Here is a 24,363-nt window from a genome sequence, read left to right as displayed (position 1 = left end):
GTAGTTTCCGATTTCTCAGCGTAATGGTTCTGCCGGTTTATCCGCCGAAGCCACGACGTGACGGATGCCATTACGGCAACCATGAACGCACGCAAACAGGTACTGGTCGTACTCACCGCGCTGATGGTAGTTTGCTCCGGCGGGGCGATGGTCACAGCAGCTTCGGGCTCTGGGGCCGTCGATTCGGGTGACACTGCCAGCGACGGCGAATACGACTCGGCGAACGAGACAGATGGCGACGAATCAACGACAGACGAGACAGTTGCCGACGAAGACGAGACGGCAGTCGGTGACGACGATGGAGAGATGGCGGACAACGAAACCGGCCTCGAGGAAGACGCGGCCGGCCAACAGTCCGCGTACGTGACGTTTGAAGACCAGGAGACCGACGGGCAGACGGTCGTGGTCGAGAACGTCACGCTCGCGAGCGGCGGCTTCGTGACGATCCACGACAGCAGCCTGCTGGTCGGAGACGTCTTCGAGAGCGTCATCGGCACCTCCGCGTATCTCGAGGCGGGGACCCACGAACAGGTCGAAGTCACCCTCGACGAACCGCTCGAGGAGGACGAGACCCTGATCGCGATGCCGCATCGGGATACGAACGACAACGAGGGATACGATTTCGTCGAGAGTGAGGGCGCGGCCGACGGGCCGTACCTCACGGCCGACGACGAGCCGGTGACCGACGACGCAGTGGTCTCCGTCGGCGCGGCCGACGAGGAGCCCGTTGCCGAGGAACCGGCTGAAGAGGACAACGAAACCGTCGTCGACGACGAACCGGTCGAAGAGGACAACGAAACTGTCGTCGACGATGAACCGGTCGAAGAGGACAACGAAACCGTCGGCGATGGCGAACCGGTCGAAGAGGACAACGAAACTGTCGTCGACGATGAACCGGTCGAAGAGGATAACGAAACCGTCGTTGACGATGAACCGGTCGAAGAGGATAACGAAACCGTCGTTGACGACGAACCAGCCGAAGAAGATAACGAAACCGTCGTCGATGAACCGGCTGACGAAGACGAGGACGTCGTAGACGAACCGGCGATGGACGACGGGCTAACGATCAACGTCGTGATCGAACAGCTCACCGTCATCGTCAGCGAGAACGGTGACGGTCTCGAGATGAACGGCGAGACGGACGCCGGAGACGAGCAGGCCGACGACGGAGCGACCGTCGACGAAAACGAGACGGACACTGACGACGACGCTCTCGAGACCGATGACGGCGTCGACGACGAAACCGAGTCGGACGCGACGGACGACGGAACTGTTGCGGACGTCGCCGGACTGCTCGGTGACGGCGACATCTCCCTCGAGCAGGTGACGATCACCGTCGACGTCGAGAACATCGAGATCCAGAGCGCGTCCGAAGCCCCCTCGCAGGGCGACGGAGCCGACGATGATCTCGACACCGAGACTGACGACACCGAAGCCGGCACCGACGACGCTGCGGACGGTGTCGACGACGGTGACGATGGGGCCGTCGCGGACGATGGTGACCAGCAGGGCGACCAGATCCAGGTGACCATCGAAGAGGCCACCGTGTACGTCAACCTCGGCGGCATGGACGAACAGCCCGTCGAGGACGAACCGGCTGAGAACGAGGAGCCGATCGAAGAGGAACCGACTGAGGACAACGAAACCGACGACGACCTCGAGCCGATCGAGGACGAACCGGTCGATAACGAAACCGAGGACAACGAAACTGACGACGGCCTCGATCCGATCGAGGACGAGCCGACTGAGGACAACGAAACCGAGGACAACGAAACTGACGACGGCCTTGAGCCGATCGAAGACGAGCCGACTGAGGACAACGAAACCGAGGACAACGAAACTGACGACGGCCTCGAGCCGATCGAGGACGAGCCGACCGACAACGAAACCGAAGAGGAGCCGATAGACAACGAGACGGAACCGGCGGAGTCCTTCGAGGTCAGCAACCTCGATGCGCCCGCGAGCGCCGAAGTCGGTGAGACGATCACCGTGACGGCGACGATCGAGAACCCGAGCGACGAGGAACGCACCGAGACGGCACAGTTCCGTCTCGACGGTGACCTCGTCGACGAGCAGAACGTCACGCTTGAGGGCGACGAGAGCGACGACGTCGAGTTCGAGGTCGACACGAGCGACCTCGCGGCCGGCGATTACATCCACATGATTCTGACCGATGAGGCCGGTGAAGTCGCGACCCTCGAGCTGACCGAGGCGACCGACGACACCGAACTCGAGGATGGCGACGACGGCCTCGAGAACGACACCGCCGACAACGAAACTGCGGACAACGGGACCGACGACGGTCTCGAGAACGACACCGACGAAGAAACCGCACTCGTCGGCGCGTAAGGAGAGTTCCCCAACGGACAGCGCGCTTTCTCATTTTGAACCGACGGCTCGAGTGACCGGCCGGTCAGGGCGGTCGCCTGTGACAGTACTCGAACCGGAGAGCGGCGTCAATCGTCCTCAGGCGAGCAGTTGATAGAGACTGCTCGCGCCGACGACGAGCAACACCAGCACGCTCGAGAGGACCGGATCGAGGGCCGAGATCCCCGGGAGGCCGAGCCCGACCAGCGCGATGATCGCGAGCCCGAGGAGACAGCAGCCGAGGTGTAACTGCAGGACTCGAGAGTGATCGTCGGCGTGGCCGTCGACGTACTGCAGGACCTCGGCGAAGTGCCGGCCGGGCTGGATCGTCTTCGCGTCGGAGTCGTACTCGATCACGTCGTCTTCCTCGAGTTGGGGGAGATGGGTCTGTTGGAGGGAGACGTAGACGCTCTTGTAGAGGTTGTTCGGGACCGGGGTCGTGTCGGATTCGGTCGCGGCGATTTCGGTCGCGACATCGGAGACGTCGATCTGTCCGCCGTCCTCGGCGAGCAACTGGACGATCGCTCGTCGCCTGTCGTTGCCGAGGATGTGAAACACTTCGCTCTCCGCCAACGGGTCAGCTCGGTTCGTTTGAACTGACATCGATCAGGGAGAAGGGGAGCCGATTCTCGAGGGGCGATCCACCACCAGTGACCATATCCCGCTAGTTCCGACACCAGCGACTTTAACTTTTGCAGGTTACGGGGGTCGCCGGCCAGAGTCGCGAGCCGGCGAGGATCGGGTGCCGGGGTAGGGAGCGGGTACAACAGTGGATCGCGTCGGCCGACGCTGGCGGTCAGCGGTTCGTCTCGGAGAAGCTGAAACGGCTGTCAGTGTCGTCGGTCGACTCGGACCAGCCAGGGTCAGTCGCCGGGGAGGTGGCCGCCGGACTGCATCTCGCGATAGGTCGTACAGGACGGACAGCCGTGGACGACGTCGCCGTTATCGCCGAAGACGCGAGCGAACTGCTGTGTGACGTGTGTCCCGCAGTTTCGACAGCGAGCGCCGGCTGTCGACGATTCCATGGGCTTCCAGTCGTGTTTGTGGGCGTTCATGGGTGGTGGGGGGGGGGTGTACTCGGACGGGCGTGGGACCGTCGTGCGGAACCGAGTTCGGGCCGGACCGAAAGCAACGGTAACACCGCCGATGTCCCGCGATACCCGTCCGGGCATCATCGTATCGAGGGGGGCAAACGAGAATAAAGGACGCCGACCGTTCACCGATGACGCGACCCCCGAACGCGGGAAATAGCCGATTGCTGCCCGCCAAAACGGCTGCAGCGGCTCAAATTCGCCGTTCCGGAACTATCCGGTCGACCGACCTCAACCCGAATTCAGTCGTCTTGGCGCTGTGTCGGCTTTCAAACGAGAGATTGTGCCGGCCGGTCGCCGCTCGAAACAAGTCGTTTCCGGGTCGAAATACGATCTTACGTTGTCGAAGGACGTGCCAAACGCGCATAAGGTACATCGTTATAAAATACCACTATGGCTTACCGATCCTCGTGCCGGAATGTATCGGTGGACCCCCCGACAGTGGCTGCCCCCCTGTGACCTCTCTCGAATCGCCACCTCTCACGAAGAGCGAACGGACCAGATCCATCCCATTCGGTGACTCCCACTATGTCAACACAAGCAAGTGACACGCGAACTGAATCGACGACCAACCCTGCGACCCAGCTGGACGTCCTCGGGGACGACTGTGCCCGGACGATCCTCGTCGCGACCAGCGAGGGGCCGAAGACGGCCAAGGAACTGACCGAGCGGACCGACAGCTCGTCGGCGACCGTCTATCGCCGGATCAACAACCTCCTCGAGAGCGACCTCATCGCGGAGTGTGTGCGGTTCGAGGACGACGGCTCCCATACCACCGCCTACGAGGCGACCGTCGACAGCCTTCGGGTTCGGATCGACGCCGACGGGATCGAGGTCGCGGTTTCGGAACCGAACGAGCCGGACCTGTCGGACCGAGAGTGACGCCGCGGCCGCGATCGGGACCGACCGACTCGAGCGAGCGTGGGTGCGAGCGGTCGGTCGAACACACCATTAGGAGTGTTTGATAGTTAAGTGACACTATCGTTTCTGCCGGTAATACGGGGTGAAATCGGAGAACGGTGGCTGTATGATACGGATAACAAATATCCGTTCACTGGAACGGTCAGTGTGATTGAGCAATGCACGATCTGACCGGCTTCCAGCGCGACCTGCTGTACGTGATCGCAGGTGCCGACCGTCCGTCGGGCCAGACCGTCAAGGACGAAGTCGAGAAGTACTACAGTTCGGAGATCAATCACGGACGACTGTATCCGAACCTGGACACGCTCGTCAACAAGGAACTGGTCGAGAAGGGACAGCTCGACAGACGAACGAACTATTACGCGATCACCGATGCCGGTCGAGAGCAGATCCAAGAGCGTCGGGAGTGGGAATCGCAGTACGTCGATTTCTGAACGGCCGCCAATCCGATCGTCGGTCCGCGGCCGTCGCCCGTCGTTCGTGGTCGCCGACCGCCGTGTACCCGACACCGACTGCACATGGACAGGCCGATCGCTCGAGGACGGCCAGTAGCGGCCTCGAGCCGCGTTGTACGGCACACATTTTCTTCGATAATACGGTCATAACAAAGAACGACAGCGTATACCGATCGGAGGAGCATGGCATCCGGATCGTCCGAACGGAGACCGAACGCGCCGACGGCGGTGGACCGATGAGTCATCGAACGAGTAGCTGGACGCGGTTCGGGTTCGTTCGCCGCTACCCGTTCGATCTCGCCGCCGTCTCGATCGGCGCGGTCGTCGCGTACCTGCTCGTAACGGGCGAAAGCGGGAACGAGGGCCTTCGACTACTGGCGACGCTGCCGCTCGCCCTGTTCCTGCCGGGCTACGGGCTGGGGGCGGTTCTGTTCCCGGCCGACAAGCGCGAGGACCGCGAGACGGCGGCGACGGCCGCCGACGCTCGCCCCCGCGGGATCGATGCCATAGAACGGCTCGGGCTGGCGTTCGTCCTGTCGCTGACGATCGCGCCGCTTGTCGTGCTGGTGTTGGCGGTCACGTCGTGGGGGTTGACCACGACCTCCGTGGCGGTGGGGCTGGCCGGCATCGCCGTCTGCCTGGCCCAACTCGGCGTGGTTCGACGGCTTCGGACGCCGGCACCACAGCGGTTTACCGTGTCGCCGCTGGCCGGCCTCGAGCGGCTCCGTCGGAACGGCCGGGCAGCGGCGACGGTGTCGACGGTGGTGTTGGTCGTGGCGATCGGAACGGCCGTCGGCGCGTTGCTCGTCGGTTTCCTGTTTCCCGTCTCGGGCGGCGGCTTCACCGAACTCGCGCTGTACAACGAAACCGCGGACGGGGAGATCGTGGCGGATCTCCCGAGCGAGGTCGAGGCGGGCGAGTCGGTCCCGGTCGTCGTCGAGATCGAGAACCGGGAGGGCGAGGACCGGACGTACACGGCGGTCGTCCAACAACAGGTCCTCGAGGACGGTGAGGTCGTCGAGCGGACGGAGCTACGGCGGATCGAGACGACCGTCCCGGCGGGGGAGACGGAAAGCGGCGAGCGAGCGATCGCGCCGACGGCAGACGCCGGTGAGACGGTTCGGATCAGCGTGTTGCTCTACGAGGACGACCCACCGTCGACGCCGACGAACGAAAACGCGGCCGAGAGTACGCACTTCTGGGTGACGGTCACCGGCGGATAACTCGGCCCTCGCTCGAGCCCGTCTCAACCCACTGTTGCTACCGTGAGATCGGAGCTGGGAAGCCGTGCCCAGGGATGCGATCGCTCACGACGGGCGGAACTGTTCGCGTTGGACGGCTCGTCGACCGATCCCGTCGCCACTGAATCACTGTCCACCAGATTACACGACGACCTCGTGATCGGTGTGTGAATCGTATCAGTGGCGCGGGAGCCGAGAGGAGTTACTCCGGTGAGGAGCGATCGCGTTCGGGCTGCGACTGGAGACACGGCGGCCGAATTACCGGCCCGCCAACCCGATCGAACGGCGGAGATCGGACCGGTGTGACACGTGCTGTGCCGCTGCGAGCGCGAGAACGACGAGACAGAGCCCCGCCGCGACGACCGGCGCGACGGCCGTCGTCAACGGGCCGACGGCGAGTGCCGACAGGACGATGCCGATCGCGCCGACGGCCGTCACGGCCCCGTAGCAATACTGCCACGCCCGCTCGTCCTCGAGGTGGCGATCCAGATACGGGTCGAACCGTTCTTCGCTTGGCAGCAGTTCGATCCGGTGGCCGTCGGGATCCCAGTCGACGATACCGTGGTCCTCGAGCATGGGGAGGTGGGTCTGATACAGCGAGATGTAGACCCGGCGGCGCTGGGTCCGGGTGACGTCGTCGGGGTCGGTATCGTTCTCCCAGGCGGCGACCTGTTCGACGAGCGGTGCGAGGTCGCAGGCGCCGCCGGTGCGTTTGAGATACTGGACTGCGTGTCGTCTGCGTGCGTTGCTGAAGACGTCGAACAGTTCGGCCTGCGTGAGGTTGCTCTCAGCCATGTGTGCCCTCGTCGTGTCCCAGTGGGTCCCGTTCCGATCCGACGGGTGTATTCGGATAGCTCACAGCCTCGAGTGACAGCGATTGACACTTTACTATCGCCGGGCTACCCGTCCGAAAGCGAATTATACCAGTTAGCGTCCGTGACAGACGCTAATACCGACGTTTCGTCGATTCAGCGGAGGCCGTACCCTCGGATCACGGTCACGACGGCAGCCCCAGCGAGCGACGGAAGCGACCGACAGCGACGCTGTAGTTCCCGGCTACGGGCCGCTCAAGGCGGGGATAACAAAGCCTCGTTACCGGGTGTGTCAGCACGACTGCCCACGCGGGTATCGATTCACTATGGAACGACTACACGACCGACGACGAACGGCGGCTCGAACGCGGACCGCGCGTGACCGCGCTCGCACAAGCGAGCGTCGGCCCGCGCCCGACCGCACTCGAGGTGGACGATGAGCGAGACGGTACGCGAGGTCGTCCGCGGCGACGGCTGTACGATCGACGACGACGCGACGGTCGGCTACGGCGAGTTCGACGAGCCGACCCGGCTCGGCGACGACGCGACGATCAGGGCCGGCTCGATCGTCTACGGCGACGTTCGGATCGGCGACGGGTTCGCGACGGGCCACGACGTGCTGGTCCGCGAGGGGACGACGATCGGCGACGACGTCCTCGTCGGGACCAAGACCGTCATCGACGGCGAGACGACGATCGGCTCCCACGTCAGCCTCCAGACGAACGTCTACGTCCCGACCGAGACGACGATCGGCTCCAACGTCTTCGTCGGGCCGGGCGCCGTCCTCACCAACGACGAGTACCCCGTCCGGACCGACGACGGGCTCGAGGGGCCGACGATCGAGGACGGCGCGTCGGTCGGCGCGAACGCGACCGTCCTGCCCGGCGTGACGATCGGCGAGAACGCCTTCGTCGCGGCCGGGGCCGTCGTCACGGAGGACGTACCGGCCGGGCGACTGGCCGTCGGATCGCCGGCGACGGTGCGACCGCTACCGGACCCGCTCGAGGGGGAGAACCGGCTCGCATGACCGACACCGAAACGAACGCCGAGCCCGACGGCGGCCTCGAGGGAACGGCCGGGTCGGACGAGACCGCGGCAACCGAGGTCGACCCCGGTGCCGGCCCCGTCCCGATCGCCGATCCGGAACTGAGTGAGGCGGCCCTCGAGCGGGTCGAGTCGCTCCTCGCGGACGGCCGCCTCGCCGACGGACCGGAGGTCAGGGCCTTCGAGGACGAGTTCGCCGCCTACTGTGGGACCGATGCCGGAGTCGCGACCTCGAACGGCACGACCGCGCTGCACGCCGCCCTCGAGGCGATCGGTCTCGCGGATGGCGAGGCGGTGATCACCTCGCCGTTTTCCTTCGTCGCGAGTGCAAACGCCGTCCGGCTGGCCGGCGGCAAACCGGTCTTCGCCGACATCGATCCCGAGACGTACACGCTGGACCCGGCCGACGTGCGGCGCGTCCTCCGGGAGCGCGACGACGTCGTCGGCCTCCTACCGGTCCACCTCTACGGGCTGCCCGCCGACATGGCGGCTCTCTGTGAGATCGCCAACGACCACGACCTGTTCGTCCTCGAGGACGCCTGTCAGGCCCACGGCGCGGCCGTCGATGGCACCCGAGTCGGCGGCTTCGGCGACGCCGCCTGCTTCTCGTTTTATCCCACCAAGAACATGACCACTGCCGAAGGCGGGATGATCGTCACCGACCGCGACGACGTCGCCGAGCGCGCCGCGAGCTACGTCAACCACGGGCGCGACGTCGGTGGGACCGGTGGCTACGATCACGTCGAACTGGGACACAACTACCGGATGACCAGCCTCGAGGCGGCGATCGGCCGCGCGCAACTCGATCGGCTCGCCGAACGCAATCGAGCGCGCCGCGAGAACGCCGCCGTCTACGACGAGGCACTGGCCGAGCTGCCGGTCGAAACGCCGACGGAGCCGGCCGGCTACCGCCACGTCTACCACCAGTACACCGTCCGGACCCACGACCGGGACGCCCTCGCGGCGACCCTCGAGGACCGCGACGTGGGAACGGGGATCTACTACGAGACGCCGATCCACCGCCAGCCGGCCTACGAGACGGTGAGTTCGGCCGCGGCCGAGTTCCCGGTGGCCGAACGGGCGGCCGACGAGGTGCTGTCCCTGCCCGTCCACCCGACCCTCTCGGAACGCGACAGGCGGACCGTCGTCGAAGCAGTCCGCGACCATTTCACGACCCAATGAGTACAGACGATCGAGCGAACGCGACGACCGAGGAACAGCTCCGCGCCGGCGTCGTCGGCGTCGGCTCCATGGGCGAGAACCACGCGCGGGTCTACGACGAACTCTCGGGCGTCGAACTGGCCGGCGTCACCGATCACGACGACGAGGTCGCCCGCCGCGTCGCCGCCGAGTACGGAACGGAGGCGGTCGACCTCGAGACGCTGTGCGAGCGTTGCGACGCCGTGACGGTGGCGGTACCGACCCGCGCGCATTACGAGACGGTCTCGACGTGTCTCGAGGCGGGCGTCCACGTCCTCGTCGAGAAGCCGATCGCCGAGACCGTCGAGCAGGGCCAGCGGCTCGCCGAGCAGGCCCGCGAGGCCGGACTGGTCCTGCAGGTGGGTCACATCGAGCGGTTCAACCCGGCCGTTCAGACGATGGCGGACCTGATCGACGATCTCGACGTGATCGGCGTCGAGGCCGAGCGGCTCGGCCCGCCGATCGACCGGACGGCGACGGACAACGTCGTCTTCGACCTGATGGTCCACGACGTCGACATCGTCGGCGCGCTGCTGGGCGAGCGGCCCCGGTCGGTCGCCGCGATGGGGACCGAGAACGGCCGGTACGCCACCGCGACGATCGAGTACGGCGACGCCGTCGCCACCGTGACCGCGAGCCGCGTCACTCAGAAGAAAGTGCGGAAACTGACCGTCACTGCCCGCGAGTGTCTCGTCGAGGTCGACTACCTCGAGCAGTCGGTGTTGATCCATCGCGACTCCTACCCCGAGTACCTCGCCGACGACGGCCAGCCCCGCTACCGCCACGAGAGCGTCGTCGAACGGCCCCACGTCGACAACGGCGAGCCGCTCCGGTACGAACTCGAGTCGTTCCTCGCGGCCGTCCGGACCGGCTCGGTGCCGGAAGTCACCGCTGACGACGGGATCGCGGCCCTCGAGACGGTCCAGTTGATCGATCGCCTCGCCGGGGGGCCGAGCGACGAGCCCGACGAGGAACTGCCCCAGGACCGGGAGGTGGAAGCCTGATGGACGCGGACGCGACCGACGAGGGCGGGGCGTCCGCCACCGACGGACTCTACGGCTCGCACCTGTCCCCGGACCGCCAGCGCGAGCGCCTGACGGCCGGCGAGATTCCCGTCGCCGTCTACGGGCTGGGCAAGATGGGGCTGCCGCTGGCGGCGGTCTACGCCGAGACGACGGGGAACGTCACCGGCGTCGACGTCGATCCCGACGTGGTCGAGACGGTCGCCGACGGCGAGAGCCACGTCGTCGGCGAACCCGGGCTCGACGAGCTGGTGGCCGAGCAGGTCGCGGCCGGGCGGCTCGCGGCGACGACCGACGGCGAGGCGGCGGCCGCGGCGGCGCGGATCCACGTGATCATCGTGCCGACGCTGCTGGACGCGGAGAACGAGCCCGACCTGACGACCGTCGAGTCGGTCGCCGACGACATCGCGGCCGGACTGGCCCCCGGCGATCTCGTGATCGCCGAGTCGACGCTGCCGCCGGGGACCTGCCGCGACGTCCTCCGGCCCCATCTCGCGAACGAAAGCGGCCTCGAGCCCGACGAGTTCGGACTGGCGTTCTGTCCGGAGCGGACGTCATCGGGGACCGCCCTGCGGGACATCCGCGGCCAGTACCCGAAGGTCGTCGGCGGCGTCGACCCGGAGAGTACCCGGGCCGCGGCCGTCGTCTACGACGAACTCTCCGACAACGCGGTCCACCCCGTCTCGGATGCGACGACCGCCGAGGCGGTCAAGGTCTTCGAGGGGATCTACCGCGACGTCAACATCGGGCTGGCCAACGAACTCGGCCGGCTCGCGGACGAACTCGAGATCTCGGTGCGCGAGGCGATCGACACCGCCAACGACCTGCCGATGTGCCAGCTCCACGACCCCGGGCCGGGCGTCGGCGGCCACTGCATCCCCTACTACCCGCACTTCCTGCTCGGTCGGACCGACGAGTCCATGGCCGTGACGGAGACGGCCCGCCGGGTCAACGACGGGATGCCCGCGACCGTCGTCGAGCGCCTCGAGCGGGAACTCGCCCGCGACGGCATCGATCTCGCGGACGCGTCGGTCGTCGTCCTCGGGATCACGTATCGGCCCGGCGTCGAGGAGACCCGCGCCTCGCCCGCGCTGGGAGTCATCGACGCGCTGGACGAGTTCGGGGCCGACGTCGCGGGCGTCGACCCGCTCGTCGATCCGGTCGACTACGGCGCGCGGCCCGTCGAGATCGACGAACTACGTGGCGAGGGGTTCGACGCCGCGGTGGTCGTCACGCTCCACGCCGCGTTCGACCGAATCGCGTGGGAGGCCCTCGAGCCGATGGTCGTCGTCGACGGCCGGGACGCGGTCGACCTCTCGGGGACGCACCATCGGGAGTACGACCTCGCGGGCTCGAGCGACGGGCGACCGCCTCGAGGTCGGCATCGTGCGGGCGATGAAACGGACGGCGGCGACGCCGAGACGACGCCGGCGACGACCGACGGAGGCGCCGATGTATAAGGGAAAGCGGATCGGCGTCGTCGTCACGGCCTACGACGAGGCGGCGTTCGTCGGGCGAGTCATCGAGACCGTCCCCGACTTCGTCGATCGGATCTACGCCGTCGACGACGCCTCGCCGGACGAGAGTTGGAGCGTGATTCAGCGGGTCGCCGAGCGGCTCAACGAGCGGGCGGCGAGTGAGGGTGCCGATCCGGCCGTCGCCGTGGCCGACGGGGGCGACGATCGCCGGGTCGTCCCGATCCGCCACGAGGCAAACCGCGGCTACGGGGCGGCCGTCAAGACCGGCTACCGGCGGGCCGCCGCGGACGGGATGGACGTCGTCGCCGTGATGAACGGCGACGGCCAGATGGACCCCGCGATCCTCGATCGGATCGTCGACCCGGTCGCCACTGGCGAGGCCGACTACGCGAAGGGCAACCGGCTGCGCAGCCCCGCGGACCGCGCGGAGATGTCGAGGTTCCGCCTGTTCGGCAACGCCGTCCTCACCGGCCTCTCGAAGTTCGCGTCGGGCTACTGGTCGATCGGGGACCCCCAGAACGGCTACACCGCCATCTCGCGGGAGACGATCGAGGACCTCGACCTCGAGGCGATCACCGACCGGTACGGCTTCCTCAACCACATCCTGACCCACCTCAACGTCGCCGATCGCCGGGTCGCGGACGTCCCCATGTCGGCCGTCTACGGCGACGAGGAGAGCAGCATCCGCTACGTGCCGTTCGTCCGGTTCGTCTCCCTGCTGTTGCTGCGTAGTTTCTGCTGGCGGCTGAAGACCAAGTACGTCGCCCGGTCGTTCAACCCGGCCGTCGTCCACTACGCCGTCGGCTCACTGGGCCTGGCCGGCGGGCTGATCGGACTAGCCGGATCGGCCGCCCGAGCGACTCGCGAGGGGGACGGGTTCACCGCCGGACTCGCGTCGTTCGTCGCCACCATGCTCGGCCTCGTCTCGCTCGGCTCCGCGATCAGACTCGACGCCGCGGCGAGCGAGGACCTCGAGCGCCCGTGTGCCGACCGCGAGGGCGATGCGGAGCCTGTCAGCCGCGAGAATCGAGCGCCGGCACGGCAGGACCCGTAGCGACGCGGCGCCGAGGGAGAAAGGGGAGTGAGAGGGAGTCGAGAGCAACAGCAGCGGCTCGAGCGGCGTCGTCGACGCCGGGAGAGCCAGGGCTACTCGATGGAGTAGGTGACGATCTCCTGGCTCTCACAGGCGGGACAACGGCTCGTCTCGGCCGAGACGTTGGTTCCACAGTTTCGACACTCGTGGAGGACGGTGACCGACCCGTCTTCCCCGCTCTCCGTAGCGGGTTCGGGGGCGTCCGTCCCCGACTCCGCGTCGGAGAACAGGTCACCGAGGAGGGTGGAGAGGCTCATAGAACGGGGTGGTGATCGCTCCTATTCCAGAGCGAGTCATAAGTGTTTCGCGACTGTCGGTACGACATTATTATTACTGAACGAGTGTCCGGAACCTCACAGGGAGTGCGATCGAGGGCGGAGCGCCCGCTTTGCCTCGCCCTCAAGCCGGGCGATCGAGCCCCGGGATTCCGCGACCGCAACCAGCAGGTCGGTCAGGTTCACCAGGCTGCCGACGTACTCCCGCCGCCGGCGCTCCCAGCGGTCGCTCGCCCCGTCATCGGCGAGGATCTCGAGCGAGCGGTCCCGGACCGCGTCGTAGGCGTCGAACTGTTCGGCTAGCCCGGCCCGCTCGAGTGCCCGGAACTCGCCGTACTCGTGGTCGTCGGTGCCCCGATATCGGAACGCCGGGGTCCCAAGCAGCGCGGCCTCGGTCGCCATCGTCCCGGTGTCGGCCACCAGCAGCTCGGCCTCGGCCATCGCGTCGTGGATCAGGGCGGGATGGAGGTCGTACGGTCGCGCTGGAAGGTCCCGCAGGTCCAACTCGCCGCCCTCGTCGGAGACGAAGACCGTCGCCGACTCGCTCAGCCGCTCGATCAGGTCCCGGCGCTGCTCGGGCCGGAACCCCTCGAGGTCGGTATCGTGGAGCGCGTCGAGCGCGTTGAACCGGACGATGACGTAGGGTTCGTCGGGGTCGACATCGAGGTACTCCCGGACGTCGCCGGTCGGTTCGAACACCTCCGGGTGGAGATAGGCACATTCCTTGAAGCCGTCGAACGTGTAGTGAGCGTCGCCGAGGTCGCGGCGGGTCACGGCGGGCGAGATGATGCAGTCGGCGAAGGGCCGTGAGACGGTATGGTTGAAGTCGCCGGGTTCGTCGTCGAGGACGAGGACGACCGGCGCTCGCGAGAGCGTGCCGGCGTAGGCCGCGTAGGGCCCCCGGCCGAAGATCACGTCCGGATCGAACCGCAGCGCCTCGAGCCCGATCGTCAGGAACTGCCCGCCCAGTTCGCGGGCGAACCCGAGCCGCGAGTAGCCGTCCGTCTCGTGGCCGCCGTAGACCCGATAGGGCATCCCGAAGAACTCGAGTAGGTCGGTCGTACAGGCGTACTCCCGGGTGAGGACGAGGACGTCGTGGCCCGCCCGCTCGAGGCGGTCGACCGCGTGTCGATACAAGTGAACGTGTGCCGGCGTGTTCGCCAGGACGAGGATCCGCATCGTCGGGGGGTAGCCGCCCTCGAGGCTTTGTAATCGCATTACTACAGGTAGTCGCTGGACGAAATTTCGAGATGCGATCGGCACGTCCCGTTGTACGTGAAGGAAAACGCGCTCGAGCGCCCCGGATAACAAAGCGACACCGGACCGTCGTCCCCCGCAGTCGAGATGGAGGTCCTCACGCTCACGACGTACGCCGACGCCCCGTTCATGACCCAGCAACAGGCCGCACTCGAGGAGCGCGGCGTCTCCTTTACGACGCTGTCGGTGGCCGGGGAGGTCGCCGCCGACACCGATCGGCGGCCCGTCGACTACGTCCGGACCGTCCCGCGGGTCGTCCGGGAGGCGGCGACCGGCTACGACCTGATCCACGCCCACTACGGGCTGACGGCACCGCTGGCGCTCGCGGGGCTTCGCACGCCCATCGTCCTCTCGCTGTGGGGATCGGACGTCCATGGCCCCGTCGCCCCCATCAGCAAGGCGGCCGCGCCGTTCTGTGACGCGGTCGTCGTCATGTCCGAGCGCATGCGCGAGGCGCTCGGGCGGGAGTGTACGGTGATCCCCGACGGGGTCGACCTCGAGCGGTTCCGGCCCGAGCCACGGGAGCAGGCCAAACAACGGGTGGGGTGGGACGACGAGGGACAGGACGTTCTCTTTCCGTACCCGCCCGCTCGCGGGGTCAAGAACCACCCGCGGGCCGAGCGGATCGTGTCGGTGGTCGACAACCTCCGCGAGGAACCGGTGCGGCTCCGGACCGTCCACGGCGTCGATCACGATGCCGTCGCCGACTACATGAACGCCGCCGACGCGCTCTTGCTGACATCCGACAGCGAGGGGTCGCCCAACTCGGTCAAAGAGGCGCTGGCCTGTAACCTCCCCGTCGTCGCCACGGACGTCGGCGACGTCCCCGAACGGCTGGCCGGCGTTGACCCCTCCGTCGTCGCGACGAGCGACGAGGAACTCGTCGAGGGGCTGCTCGCGGTCCTCGAGCGCGACGAGCGATCGAACGGTCGCGTGGCCGCCCGCGAGGTCAGCATCGATCGAACCGCAGACCGGCTGCTCGAGGTCTACGAGCGGGTCGCGGACACGGTGATCGATACCGAGACCGAAGGCGAACAGTGGCGCGTCGTGGGAACGGGATGGCTGGAGTAGGCGTCGGTCTCGCCTTCGACGTCCGTCCCAAGTATATTTTTCTGGGGAAAACATATCTTTTACCGGCACGTACGGTGGCGTATGAGCGAGGACGGTCCACGAGTCGCCGACCTCGATCCGTTTCCGGAGACGGATACCGGCGACGAGGTCAACGACGCCGCGGAGACGGAATGGCGGGCCGCGACGACGGCGTTCGAACGCGTCGACGCGGTGTTAGGTCGGACGACCGACTGGCAGCGCGCGAGCGAGATCGCCGATCGCGCCCGCGTCTCCGAACCGACCGCACGCAAACACCTCACGGCGCTCGCCGAGACGGGACGGGCGACGACGAAAGAGACCGGCACGGGGAAACGGTTCCGTCGCGATCCCGATCGGCGACGGCTCGAGCGGGTCCAGCGGCTGGCCGACGACCACTCGCGAGCTGAACTCGAGCGCTCGATCCGCGAGATGAAGGCGCGGATCCAGGAGTTCCAGGAACGCTACGACGCGACGGGCCCCGACGAACTCGTGGATCGGCTGGAACCCGACGACGAGGACGGCTGGGACGACCTCTCCCGATGGAAGACGACGCGTCGGAATCTCGCGTTCGCGAAAACGGCCCGGTCGTTCGTGGAGACGCGACTCGTCGACGCGATGAGTACCGGTGCGGAACACACGGAGAATGCCTGACGAGCGGGGACCGATCGACTGGGACGCGCTCCGCGCCGTCGAAGGGGTCTTACGGGACCGACTGAACGGACTGATCTCGGCGGTCGAGTACGTTCCCGACGCGATCGACCCGGTCGAACTTCAGGTGACCCTCGCCGCCGGCTTCGACACCGATCGCTGTCGGTTCGACGTTCAGTGGTGGACGAACCACGGATACAAGTACCACTACAGCGAGGCCGACCTCGAGTTCCGGTTCGGCTGGGAGATCCGGCCGGGAGTGCCGGACAAGCACTTCCATCCGCCCGCGAACCCGGCCGAACAGCGCGAGTCGTGTATCGCCCACGAGGAGCCGGAACTTGTCACGCTCGCGGTTATCAAGTGCTGGTGGGACGCGCTCGAGGCCGGCGATCCCGCGGTCCTCAATTCGAACGAAAACCCGCCGTAACCCCGACGAGGAACGATCGTCAGCGATCGCTCCGTCTCGCAGTTATTGGACTTCCGCCCGATACCACTCCATCGCCTCGGGGACGTGGGCCTCGAGCGGGCGGTACTCGTAGCCCAGTTCCTCGCTGGCCTTGCGCGACGTGTAGAACAGCCGCTGGGTCGCCATCTCGGCCATGTCGCGATCGAAGGGGAACACCCGGCGATCGGCGACGGCGTCGACGACCTCGGCGACGGGGCCGGCGGCGCGGATCGCGGTCGCGGGGACGCGGATCCGCGCGGGGGAGCCGTCGACGGCGTCGGCGATCCGGGAAACGGCGCGGTCGTAGGTGAGGTTCTCGCCGCCGAGGATGTAGTGGTCGCCGCTCGCGCCGCGCTCCGCGGCCGCCAGCAGCCCGTCGACGACGTCGGCGACGCCGACGATGCTGAGCCCGCCGGGGAGGTGAGCCGGCATGGTCGGCTCGACGCCCATCGCGAGCAGTTGTGCGGTGAACTCCCCGTCGCCGGGGCCGAAGATCGAGGTGGGGTGGACGGTGACGGCGTCGCCGCCGTCGGCGGCGTAGTCGTCGACCAGTTCCTCCGCGGCGGCCTTCGAGGCCTGGTAGGCCCCGACCGGCTCGGCCACGTCGGTCTCGTCGGCGAACTCGTCGTCGCCCTGCGGGCGGCGAGTGCCGGCCGTGCTGGTGAACACGACGCGACCCACGTCACCGTCGCGACAGGCCGCGAGGAGCCGCTCGGTGCCGTCGCGGTTGACCGCCCAGATCGTCGCCGGGCCGGCGCTCCAGAGTCCGATCCCCGCGAGGTGAAAGACCACGTCCGCGCCGTCGACGAGTTCGCGCAGCGTCTCCCCGTTGGCGAGATCGCCGACGTGCCAGTCGATGCCCTCGAGGTCGCCCCGCTCCGACGTCGGCCGGCAGAGGCCACGAACGGTCCAGTCATCCGCCAGCAGCCGCTCGCAGAGGTGCGAGCCGAGAAATCCCGTCGCGCCGGTGACTGCCGCAGTGGGGGCGTCGGCGGACACGGTTATCGACCCCCCTCGAGCTGTGGCGGGACGGCGTCGCCGGCTACTGCCGCGTAGAGTCGGTACGCGGTCGTGACGGCCGGGTGGGGGTCGTCGGACGGCGGGAGGGCACCGTCGCTGATCCGACCTCGTAGGCGATCGACGTCGACGCCCGCCCCGTCGACGGTGACCGGGTCGTCGGTGCGACGGGTGGCCGAAAGCACCGGATCGGCCTCGAGCGAGCGGCCGAGCAAGGAGGTAGCGACGGCATCGACGGCGGGAGCCGAGCCGGCGAACAGCGCGTCCGCGGCGATCGGATCGCCGCCGTAGGCGACCGTCGCGTCGAGGACGGCGAGAGTCGGTTCGACCGACCGGGTGACCGCAACCGGTGCCCGGTCCGCACCCGCGTCGCAGTCGACCAGCGCGGCGAGGGTCCGCATCGCGCCCGCGACCGGCCCATCGGCGGTCGGCCGCAGCGACGGGACGACGACGACCGCGTCCTCGGCGAGCCGGGCCGGGATCGAGAGCGCGACCGGTTCGTCCTCGACCCCGCTGAGGCCGCCGGTTCGGGACTCATCGGCCAGGTCGACGAGGGTCGCGTCGAACCGCTCGAGCAGGCCCGGATAGCCCAGGTACTCGGCGGTCCGATCGAAGTCGATCCGGTCGTCGGTCGCGCCCGCGACGGCGATCTCGGCGTCGGTCCGGTCCTCGAGACGGGCGACGATCGCGCCCACGACCGCCGGGTCGGTCACCATCCCCGAGGAGGGGTGAAACGGGTAGTGGGCGTCGGGAACGATCGTGATCCGCTCGGCGTCGCTCAGTTCCTCGAGCGCGGGCCCGAGGACATCCCGGACCGGCGACTCGAGGGCGGCCAGCCGGGCGTCGACGTCGGGATCCCAGCCGCCGCGGCGATCGGCGTCGTCGATTCGGGCGGCGCGGACCGTCTCGGTTCTCATCGAGTCACCTCCGGGGTCCCGCGGTCGTCCGCGGGACCGCCCGTCTCGCCCGCTTCGGCGGCGGCGAGTTCGTAGGCGCGTTCGGCCAGCGCGAGTGTTCGGCGGCCGGCCTCGCCGTCGACGGGCGGTCGCTCCCCCTCGCGGATCGCCTCGCAGAAGTCCGCCAGCGCGTCGTAGTGGGCCTGCAGGTAGAAGGTCGGCCCGAAGACGTCCGGCTCGTCGCCCGTGAACCGGCTCGCGACGTTCGAGAGCGCCGACCTGGCCGCGTCGGCGTAGAAGTTCGCCGGCAGGTAGTCGTCGTTGCTGATCGTCCCCGTCACGCCCTCGAGGCGCAGCCGGGTGTTGACCTCGGGGAGTTGCTCCCACTGGTAGGAGCCACAGTGCAGCGTGATCGTCGTCTCCGTCTCGGGAGCGGCCATGAGGACCGTCGCCGCGTCCTCGACGTCGGTCTCGAGGCTCCGGCCCACCGACGCGTCCCGCACCTCGAGGTCGCCGAACAGCCACTCGAGGACGTCGAAACAGTGGACGCCGAGTTCGAACAGCGAGCCGCCGCCGGCCGCGTCGGCGTCGAGCGGCCAGGACGCGGGGGCGTCCTCGGCGGGCGGCCGGCCGAGCGGGCCGTCGTTGAGCCGGGTGATCGAGGCGTAGGGGACGTGACCGACGCTGCCCTCGTCGTAGGCCGCTTTGACCCCCTGCATGTCCGGCTGGTAGCGCAGCGTGTGGTCGACGCCGACGGCGACGTCGGCCTCGCGTGCCGTCTCGAGGAGCCGGTCCGCTTCGTCGGTCGAGCGGGCCAGCGGCTTCTCGACGAAGACGTCGACGCCGGCCTCGGCGGCCCGCTCGACGGCGTCGGCGTGGAGAAAAGGCGGGAGGGCGACGACCGCCGCGTCGACGTCCTCGGCCGAGAGCAGCGTCGTATAATCGTCGTAGGTCCGCGGGACGCCGGCCCGTTCCGCCCGCTCGCGGTTCCCCGGGACGGCGTCGGCGGCCGCGACGACCTCGACCGACGGCATCGCCGCCGCCGATTTCAGGTGTACCATGCCGATGTTGCCGACGCCGAGGATACCGAGCGAGAGCGTACTCGAGTCCGTCCAGCGATTCAGAAGCGGTGGAGTCATCTGCCCGAAACGGGGCCGCCAGCGGGCTTTGTTATCGCCGTCGTACGTTTCGTCGAGCTTTCGTGTAGCGCTCCCTTTCAGCCGCTCACTGCCAGCTCGCCGTTGCCCGTTCGCTAAACCCCGACTCGGGCGCGACCCGATCGGCGACGTCGGCCATCGTCTCGACCCGGAGGTCCGTCGCGGCCCGTTGGCGGTCGAGATACGACAGGATCGCCCGCATGCGTCGGTCGTCGCGCTCGTCGGTCAGGTTGTTCGGGTGCAGCCACATGTGAAAGAGCCCGTCGGTGCGGGCGGCCTCGTCGATACCGCGGCGAGCCAGTTCGACCATCGGGTCCGCCCAGATCGATTCGGCGACGGTACGGGCAGCCCCTTCGAACCCGAACAGGAACAGCGAGGCCGGAACGTTGACCAGCCCGTACTCGTCGACGACCGGTTCCACGAGCATCGATCGATCCCGGACCGTCGAGTCGAACAGGCCGCGAACGCCGTCCCGGGTCGGGGACCGCCCGCGATAGGCCGTAATCCCCTGCTCGGCCAGGACGTCGCGGTGGCCGACGTCGTTGCGGGGATAGACCAGGGTGTCGATCGATCGGTTCCAGTCGTCCGCGATCTCGCGACTGCGCTCGAGTTCGGCCACCGCGAGTTCCCGGTCGGTTTCGGGGCGACCGAACAACACGTGCGAAAAGGTGTGGCTGGCGAACTCGTGATCGGCGTCGGCCGCAAGGACGTCGGCAACGAGGTCAGGGCCGTATCGCAGGTCCTCGCGGTCGGCCCACTCGCCCCGTTCGCGGGCGAACCAGCCCTCCGGGGCCGGATGGTCGTCGTGGATCCCGTCACAGCTATCCAGCATGAGATGGCCGACGACGGCCCAGGTCGCCGGCACTTCGAACTCCTCGAGTAGCTCGAGCATGACCGACCAGCCGCGACGGCCGGCCGCGACCCGTTCGGCCGGCGGCGTCACGAGATCGTGAAACCCCCAGCCGAGTTCCGCATCGAGCGAGATTACGACGCTGCCCACGGATCCCACCACGGTTGGACGCGTTTCATATCTGGACGGTTCCGACGGGATGACTTTGTTATGGATCTCTTGCCGGCGACGGAATCGGGACCGGCGTCGTTGCCCGTCGACGAGCCCGCAACGGCGAGACGAGCCGCGGTCGCCACCGGGTTAACCGAACCGAACAGGGACCGGGTCGATGCGACGCTGCCTGAACACGCTCTATAACAAAACGCTCATCGAGCGATTCCCGGGATAGCAGGCGTCGCAGACACTTCAAAACCCAATCATGAGCGGATCTATACCCCCCTCCGAGCGAGCGTTCGTACTCGGACTCGACGGCGTCCCGTGGCGACTCATCGAGCAATGGAGCGACGCGGGCGAACTCCCGAACTTCGCCCGGATGCGCGAGGAGGGGGCCGCCGGCCCGCTCGAGAGTACGCGCCCGCCGACGACGCCGCTGGCGTGGCCGTCGATCGCGACCGGCGTCTGGCCGGACAAACACGGGATCTACGGCTTCCAGAACCTCTCGTCGGAGTACAGCCACGAGATGTACACGAGCCGGGACCTGGCGCAGCCGGCCCTGTGGGACCAGCTCGGGCCGGCCCACGTCGGCAACGTCCCGATGACGTATCCGGCCCGCGAGATCGACGGCTCGATGGTGACCGGGATGATGACGCCCGCGACGGACCGAGAGTTCACACACCCGCCCGAACTGAGCGCGGAGATCGAGTCGCGGATCCCCGATTACGAGATCAGCCTCGATTACCCCGAGTACGCCAACCGCCCCGACGAGTTCGAGGTTGCCGTCGAGGAGATGCTCACAAATCGGCGCGAACTCCTCGAGTTACAACTCGAACGGGCCGGCGACGACTGGCAGCTGTTTTTCTTCGTCTTTACCGCACCGGACCGCTTCCAGCATCTCGTCTGGGAGATGGATCGGCTGCTGGCACACTACAAGCAGTTAGACGAAATTCTCGGGGAAATGATGGCCTACACCGACGATCACGACGCCGATCTCTATGTCGTCTCCGACCACGGCTTCGGCCCGATCGAGGAACTCGTCTACGCCAACCGGATCCTCGAGCAGGAGGGGTATCTGGCCAGGCGCGAGGACGACGGGACCCGCGGTGCGCTCGCCAGTCTCGGGATCTCCCGGGACACCATCACGGGGGCGCTCAGCCGCGTCGGGATCACCGAGGAGACGCTGGTCCAGTCGCTGCCTCGGCGGCTGGTCGACTCCGTCGCCGAGCAGATCCCCGGCGATCACGCCCTCTACGACGTCGACTTCGATCGGACCGTCGCCTTCGTCCACGACACCGGCAACTGCTATATCAACGACACCGATCGCTTCGACGGCGGCGCCGTCTCGCCGGCGGAGGTCCCGGAGGTGAAAGCCGACGTCAGGGCCGCCCTCGAGTCGGTGACCGACGAGGCGGGTGAGCCGCTGCTCGAGGTCCGCGACGGGGACGAACTGTTCCCGACCGACGACGACTCGCCGGACCTGGTGGTCGGCGGGCGGGGCGTCTACGAGTCCCGCAGCGGGATGGCCGACGAGGTGCGGGGCGACACCGGGACCTACGACGCGAGTCACCGCAGCGAGGGGATCGTCCTCTGTCGGGGGCCGTCGATCGACCCCGGCGCGACCCTGCGCGGGGCTCGAGTCGTCGACATCGCGCCGACCCTGCTACACGGGATCGGTGAGCCGGTCCCGAAGAACGCGGACGGGCGGGTCCTGTTCGACGCCTTCGCGGAGACGAGTACGCCGGCGACGAGCCGTGTCGAACGGACGGCGGTCACCGAGATCGATACTGGTGACGACGTCGACGAGGACTTCGACGACGTCGAAGACCGGCTGAAAGGATTGGGTTACATGGAGTAATTCCGGTCGCGAACCGCAGGCACGACTCGGGGTGACGGTCGGCCGTTATGAGTCTCGCGGCAGCGACACGGTGACCGTGTTTCCCCCCTCGGCGCGTTCGAAGGCGATGTGGCCGTCCGAGAGGTCGACGACCCAGTGAACGAGCCACAGCCCCAGCCCCGAGGTGTGATAGACGTCGTCCATCTTCCAGTCGCCGGTCAGGACGCGAAACTCCACCTCCGGAATCGGCGGGCAGTCGTCGCGGATCACGATATCGACCCCGTCCGACCGGGTACGGACGGTCACCGACAGCTCCGTCGACCCGTCGGAGCCGTGGTGAACGGCGTTCTCGAGCAGTTCCATCACTGCCAGTTCGACCTCGTGTAGAGCGCGGGCGGTCGCCGCGTCCGGCAGGTTCGTCTCGATCGTCGCGTCGGGATACGAGTCGTGGATCCGGTCGACCGCGTCGGTGACGACCGGGACGAGGTCGATGGGTTCCGGGACCGACCGCTCGGTCAGCAACTCGATGATCTCGCGCTGTTTGTCCGCGCTCTCTAAGAGTTCCTGTCCCTGCGTTCGGATGATCTCCGCGCGCCCGCGGGAAGGTTCCGATGCCTCGCTGGCGATGCACTCGGCGTTGCCGAGGATGACGGACATGTCGTTGCGGAGGTTGTGTCGCAGGAGGTTGTCCATGACCGCGAGTTGACGTTCGCGCCGTCGTCGGTCGGTGATGTCCCGGGAGAAGCCGACGATCCGCTCGACATCGCCGTCCTCGAGGATCGGTTCCGAGCGGACCCAGACCCAGCGGCCGTAGTCGGCCGCGGGGTTGACCCGGTACTCGATATCGACCGATTCGCCGCTCGCTGCCCGTTTCATCGCCTCCCTGACACAGGGAGTGTCGTCGGGGTGGACGACGTCGAGAAACGCCTGTGGGTCGGCCTCGAGGGTCGACACTGGCTGGCCGAAGACGGCCTCGTACGCGGGGTTGACGAACAGGACCTCTTCCCAGTCCCCGTCGAACATCCAGAGAACGTCGCCGACCGTACCGGCGATCGTCCGCAAGCGGCTCTCCGCGTCGCGGCGTTCCTGCTCCGCAGCCACCTGCTCGGAGATGTCGCGCGAACTCACGACACAGCCCTCGATGCCCTCGTCTGGGGGGTTCGTGAACCGACTCTCGAGCCACACCCACCCGCCGTCCGCGGCCGCGTGTCGGTAGCGAACCGTCGCCGACGACCCCGTCGCTTCGATCACGGCCTCGAACTGCTCGAGAACGGCCGTTCTGTCGTCGGGATGAACATACTCGATGGCACGGTCACCGACGAGTTGACTCGGCTCGTAGCCGACGATCTCGGTACTGGCTTCGTTGACGTAGACGTACGTGCCAGCCGCGTCGACGACTACGAGCTTTTCCCGAGCATGCTCGAGCAACACGGACGAGAGATCACCCATCTCCATACGACTGTTCTGGTATGCGTTAGTGTTAGAACCCGAAAAGGGTATGGGTGCTGTTGTCACGACGACACTATCGGGGCCGGACGACCGGGCAGACCGAACGAGTTCGTCGTCGATGGGGCAGTCGACATCGAGACGCGAGCGGTAGCAGGATCCTATCGTCGGTAGGTGAGTACTACGGGGCGACAAGGAGCCCCGTCCGCGGAGAAACACATATATAATTACTAGTGTCGGCACCGGTGACCGTTCGTAGGCACGCACCCGTAGTCGGCATCGTCGTCAGCGCAGTCGGCGGGTCGAACGCGTGTGTCTCGAGTGAGACGATGAGACGGCAGAAGCTACTGATCGCGATCGCAACCGCGGTGGTCGGCGCGCTAACGCTCATCGGATCCGATCGACTCGCATCGATCGCCCGCCGGGCCGACGGATCGGAGCCGGCCGATACCGAGACGACTGTCCCGCGAGACGCCTCGAGCGGGTCGGAACGTCGGTTCGGTCGGCGCGTGTCCGCCTCCCTCGAGCCCGTATTCCGACAGCCGTGACGGGCCGACATCGGGGTTTCA

General features: G+C 67.5%; 23 protein-coding genes. 13 read left to right on the top strand and 10 right to left on the bottom strand.

Annotation, left to right across the window (positions count from 1 at the left end):
- Positions 1-81: 81 nt before the first annotated feature.
- Positions 82-2,349: a DUF7282 domain-containing protein gene (locus NP511_RS16715; RefSeq protein ID WP_049966367.1), complete on the top strand. Its 2,268-nt coding sequence runs from the start codon at positions 82-84 to the stop codon at positions 2,347-2,349.
- Between the two features lie 117 nt (positions 2,350-2,466).
- Here NP511_RS16715 and NP511_RS16710 read toward each other — a convergent pair whose 3' ends face one another.
- Positions 2,467-2,970, bottom strand: coding sequence for a DUF7344 domain-containing protein (locus NP511_RS16710; RefSeq protein WP_049966366.1), 504 nt, complete (start codon positions 2,968-2,970; stop codon positions 2,467-2,469).
- Between the two features lie 260 nt (positions 2,971-3,230).
- Positions 3,231-3,392, bottom strand: a complete 162-nt coding sequence (locus NP511_RS16705; RefSeq protein WP_162834899.1) for a DUF7563 family protein — start codon at positions 3,390-3,392, stop codon at positions 3,231-3,233.
- A gap of 594 nt (positions 3,393-3,986) precedes the next feature.
- Between NP511_RS16705 and NP511_RS16700 the strand changes: the two genes are divergently transcribed.
- From NP511_RS16700 to NP511_RS16690, 3 genes are all read left to right on the top strand, one after another.
- The gene (locus tag NP511_RS16700) at positions 3,987-4,340 is read left to right on the top strand and encodes a winged helix-turn-helix domain-containing protein (protein ID WP_006179576.1); all 354 of its coding nucleotides are present in this window, start codon (positions 3,987-3,989) and stop codon (positions 4,338-4,340) included.
- A gap of 197 nt (positions 4,341-4,537) precedes the next feature.
- Positions 4,538-4,813 (top strand): PadR family transcriptional regulator, encoded by a 276-nt coding sequence (locus NP511_RS16695; RefSeq protein ID WP_006179577.1) that lies wholly within the window; start codon positions 4,538-4,540, stop codon positions 4,811-4,813.
- Between the two features lie 257 nt (positions 4,814-5,070).
- The gene (locus NP511_RS16690) at positions 5,071-6,057 is read left to right on the top strand and encodes a DUF1616 domain-containing protein (RefSeq protein ID WP_049966365.1); all 987 of its coding nucleotides are present in this window, start codon (positions 5,071-5,073) and stop codon (positions 6,055-6,057) included.
- 276 nt (positions 6,058-6,333) lie between these two features.
- Here NP511_RS16690 and NP511_RS16685 read toward each other — a convergent pair whose 3' ends face one another.
- Complete coding sequence (locus tag NP511_RS16685) at positions 6,334-6,870, bottom strand: DUF7344 domain-containing protein (protein ID WP_049966364.1); 537 nt, start codon at positions 6,868-6,870, stop codon at positions 6,334-6,336.
- Positions 6,871-7,323: 453 nt separating this feature from the next.
- On the opposite strand from NP511_RS16685, the gene NP511_RS16680 reads away from it, so the two are divergent.
- The 5 genes from NP511_RS16680 to NP511_RS16660 are packed head-to-tail and all read left to right on the top strand — an operon-like array spanning position 7,324 to position 12,685.
- Positions 7,324-7,914 carry an acyltransferase gene (locus tag NP511_RS16680; protein ID WP_049966363.1) on the top strand — a complete coding sequence of 197 codons (591 nt, stop codon included), beginning with the start codon at positions 7,324-7,326 and terminating at the stop codon, positions 7,912-7,914.
- Complete coding sequence (locus NP511_RS16675; protein ID WP_049966362.1) at positions 7,911-9,113, top strand: DegT/DnrJ/EryC1/StrS family aminotransferase; 1,203 nt, start codon at positions 7,911-7,913, stop codon at positions 9,111-9,113. Before NP511_RS16680 ends, NP511_RS16675 begins: the two co-directional genes overlap by 4 nt.
- Positions 9,110-10,135, top strand: a complete 1,026-nt coding sequence (locus tag NP511_RS16670; protein ID WP_049966361.1) for a Gfo/Idh/MocA family protein — start codon at positions 9,110-9,112, stop codon at positions 10,133-10,135. Before NP511_RS16675 ends, NP511_RS16670 begins: the two co-directional genes overlap by 4 nt.
- Entirely contained in the window at positions 10,135-11,613 is a 1,479-nt protein-coding gene (locus tag NP511_RS16665) for a nucleotide sugar dehydrogenase (protein ID WP_049966360.1), read from the top strand. Before NP511_RS16670 ends, NP511_RS16665 begins: the two co-directional genes overlap by 1 nt.
- Complete coding sequence (locus tag NP511_RS16660; RefSeq protein WP_049905902.1) at positions 11,606-12,685, top strand: glycosyltransferase family 2 protein; 1,080 nt, start codon at positions 11,606-11,608, stop codon at positions 12,683-12,685. Before NP511_RS16665 ends, NP511_RS16660 begins: the two co-directional genes overlap by 8 nt.
- A 92-nt stretch (positions 12,686-12,777) precedes the next feature.
- Here the strand turns inward: NP511_RS16660 and NP511_RS16655 are convergent, their stop codons facing one another.
- Positions 12,778-12,981, bottom strand: coding sequence for a hypothetical protein (locus tag NP511_RS16655; protein WP_006650375.1), 204 nt, complete (start codon positions 12,979-12,981; stop codon positions 12,778-12,780).
- A gap of 96 nt (positions 12,982-13,077) precedes the next feature.
- Complete coding sequence (locus NP511_RS16650; protein WP_049966908.1) at positions 13,078-14,178, bottom strand: DUF354 domain-containing protein; 1,101 nt, start codon at positions 14,176-14,178, stop codon at positions 13,078-13,080.
- A 165-nt stretch (positions 14,179-14,343) separates the two neighbouring features.
- Between NP511_RS16650 and NP511_RS16645 the strand changes: the two genes are divergently transcribed.
- The 3 genes from NP511_RS16645 to NP511_RS16635 all read left to right on the top strand — a co-directional run bounded on the left by NP511_RS16645 (position 14,344) and on the right by NP511_RS16635 (position 16,420).
- Complete coding sequence (locus tag NP511_RS16645) at positions 14,344-15,327, top strand: glycosyltransferase (protein ID WP_049966359.1); 984 nt, start codon at positions 14,344-14,346, stop codon at positions 15,325-15,327.
- 81 nt (positions 15,328-15,408) lie between these two features.
- Entirely contained in the window at positions 15,409-15,996 is a 588-nt protein-coding gene (locus NP511_RS16640; RefSeq protein ID WP_049966358.1) for a DUF7342 family protein, read from the top strand.
- A complete protein-coding gene (locus tag NP511_RS16635; protein WP_049966357.1) occupies positions 15,989-16,420 on the top strand; it encodes a toxin-antitoxin system TumE family protein in 432 nt (143 codons plus the stop codon). Before NP511_RS16640 ends, NP511_RS16635 begins: the two co-directional genes overlap by 8 nt.
- Positions 16,421-16,462: 42 nt before the next feature.
- Here NP511_RS16635 and NP511_RS16630 read toward each other — a convergent pair whose 3' ends face one another.
- The 4 genes from NP511_RS16630 to NP511_RS16615 all read right to left on the bottom strand — a co-directional run bounded on the left by NP511_RS16630 (position 16,463) and on the right by NP511_RS16615 (position 20,508).
- Positions 16,463-17,437, bottom strand: coding sequence for an NAD-dependent epimerase/dehydratase family protein (locus NP511_RS16630; protein ID WP_049966356.1), 975 nt, complete (start codon positions 17,435-17,437; stop codon positions 16,463-16,465).
- Between the two features lie 2 nt (positions 17,438-17,439).
- On the bottom strand, positions 17,440-18,372 hold the full coding sequence (locus NP511_RS16625; RefSeq protein ID WP_049966355.1) for a DUF362 domain-containing protein: 933 nt from the start codon (positions 18,370-18,372) through the stop codon (positions 17,440-17,442).
- The gene (locus tag NP511_RS16620; protein ID WP_049966354.1) at positions 18,369-19,490 is read right to left on the bottom strand and encodes a Gfo/Idh/MocA family protein; all 1,122 of its coding nucleotides are present in this window, start codon (positions 19,488-19,490) and stop codon (positions 18,369-18,371) included. Before NP511_RS16620 ends, NP511_RS16625 begins: the two co-directional genes overlap by 4 nt.
- 85 nt (positions 19,491-19,575) lie before the next feature.
- On the bottom strand, positions 19,576-20,508 hold the full coding sequence (locus tag NP511_RS16615) for a polysaccharide deacetylase family protein (RefSeq protein WP_049966353.1): 933 nt from the start codon (positions 20,506-20,508) through the stop codon (positions 19,576-19,578).
- A gap of 268 nt (positions 20,509-20,776) precedes the next feature.
- Here NP511_RS16615 and NP511_RS16610 point away from each other — a divergent pair, with 268 nt between their 5' ends.
- Positions 20,777-22,369, top strand: coding sequence for an alkaline phosphatase family protein (locus NP511_RS16610; protein ID WP_049966352.1), 1,593 nt, complete (start codon positions 20,777-20,779; stop codon positions 22,367-22,369).
- A gap of 45 nt (positions 22,370-22,414) precedes the next feature.
- On the opposite strand, the gene NP511_RS16605 is transcribed toward NP511_RS16610, so the two are convergent.
- Positions 22,415-23,803 (bottom strand): PAS domain-containing sensor histidine kinase, encoded by a 1,389-nt coding sequence (locus NP511_RS16605; RefSeq protein ID WP_049966351.1) that lies wholly within the window; start codon positions 23,801-23,803, stop codon positions 22,415-22,417.
- Between the last annotated feature and the right edge of the window lie 560 nt (positions 23,804-24,363).

It is taken from the genome of Natrinema thermotolerans, assembly GCF_031165565.1.
Classification (GTDB): Archaea; Halobacteriota; Halobacteria; order Halobacteriales; family Natrialbaceae; genus Natrinema; species Natrinema thermotolerans.
This window is presented reverse-complemented; position numbering and strand designations above follow the sequence as displayed.

Bases quoted from the DNA above. Each gene is read 5' to 3' on its own strand.
- NP511_RS16715 (WP_049966367.1), top strand. From the start codon at position 82: ATGAACGCACGCAAACAGGTACTGGTCGTACTCACCGCGCTGATGGTA.
- NP511_RS16710 (WP_049966366.1), bottom strand. From the start codon at position 2,970: ATGTCAGTTCAAACGAACCGAGCTGACCCGTTGGCGGAGAGCGAAGTG.
- NP511_RS16705 (WP_162834899.1), bottom strand. From the start codon at position 3,392: ATGGAATCGTCGACAGCCGGCGCTCGCTGTCGAAACTGCGGGACACAC.
- NP511_RS16700 (WP_006179576.1), top strand. From the start codon at position 3,987: ATGTCAACACAAGCAAGTGACACGCGAACTGAATCGACGACCAACCCT.
- NP511_RS16695 (WP_006179577.1), top strand. From the start codon at position 4,538: ATGCACGATCTGACCGGCTTCCAGCGCGACCTGCTGTACGTGATCGCA.
- NP511_RS16690 (WP_049966365.1), top strand. From the start codon at position 5,071: ATGAGTCATCGAACGAGTAGCTGGACGCGGTTCGGGTTCGTTCGCCGC.
- NP511_RS16685 (WP_049966364.1), bottom strand. From the start codon at position 6,870: ATGGCTGAGAGCAACCTCACGCAGGCCGAACTGTTCGACGTCTTCAGC.
- NP511_RS16680 (WP_049966363.1), top strand. From the start codon at position 7,324: ATGAGCGAGACGGTACGCGAGGTCGTCCGCGGCGACGGCTGTACGATC.
- NP511_RS16675 (WP_049966362.1), top strand. From the start codon at position 7,911: ATGACCGACACCGAAACGAACGCCGAGCCCGACGGCGGCCTCGAGGGA.
- NP511_RS16670 (WP_049966361.1), top strand. From the start codon at position 9,110: ATGAGTACAGACGATCGAGCGAACGCGACGACCGAGGAACAGCTCCGC.
- NP511_RS16665 (WP_049966360.1), top strand. From the start codon at position 10,135: ATGGACGCGGACGCGACCGACGAGGGCGGGGCGTCCGCCACCGACGGA.
- NP511_RS16660 (WP_049905902.1), top strand. From the start codon at position 11,606: ATGTATAAGGGAAAGCGGATCGGCGTCGTCGTCACGGCCTACGACGAG.
- NP511_RS16655 (WP_006650375.1), bottom strand. From the start codon at position 12,981: ATGAGCCTCTCCACCCTCCTCGGTGACCTGTTCTCCGACGCGGAGTCG.
- NP511_RS16650 (WP_049966908.1), bottom strand. From the start codon at position 14,178: ATGCGGATCCTCGTCCTGGCGAACACGCCGGCACACGTTCACTTGTAT.
- NP511_RS16645 (WP_049966359.1), top strand. From the start codon at position 14,344: ATGGAGGTCCTCACGCTCACGACGTACGCCGACGCCCCGTTCATGACC.
- NP511_RS16640 (WP_049966358.1), top strand. From the start codon at position 15,409: ATGAGCGAGGACGGTCCACGAGTCGCCGACCTCGATCCGTTTCCGGAG.
- NP511_RS16635 (WP_049966357.1), top strand. From the start codon at position 15,989: ATGCCTGACGAGCGGGGACCGATCGACTGGGACGCGCTCCGCGCCGTC.
- NP511_RS16625 (WP_049966355.1), bottom strand. From the start codon at position 18,372: ATGAGAACCGAGACGGTCCGCGCCGCCCGAATCGACGACGCCGATCGC.
- NP511_RS16620 (WP_049966354.1), bottom strand. From the start codon at position 19,490: ATGACTCCACCGCTTCTGAATCGCTGGACGGACTCGAGTACGCTCTCG.
- NP511_RS16610 (WP_049966352.1), top strand. From the start codon at position 20,777: ATGAGCGGATCTATACCCCCCTCCGAGCGAGCGTTCGTACTCGGACTC.
- NP511_RS16605 (WP_049966351.1), bottom strand. From the start codon at position 23,803: ATGGAGATGGGTGATCTCTCGTCCGTGTTGCTCGAGCATGCTCGGGAA.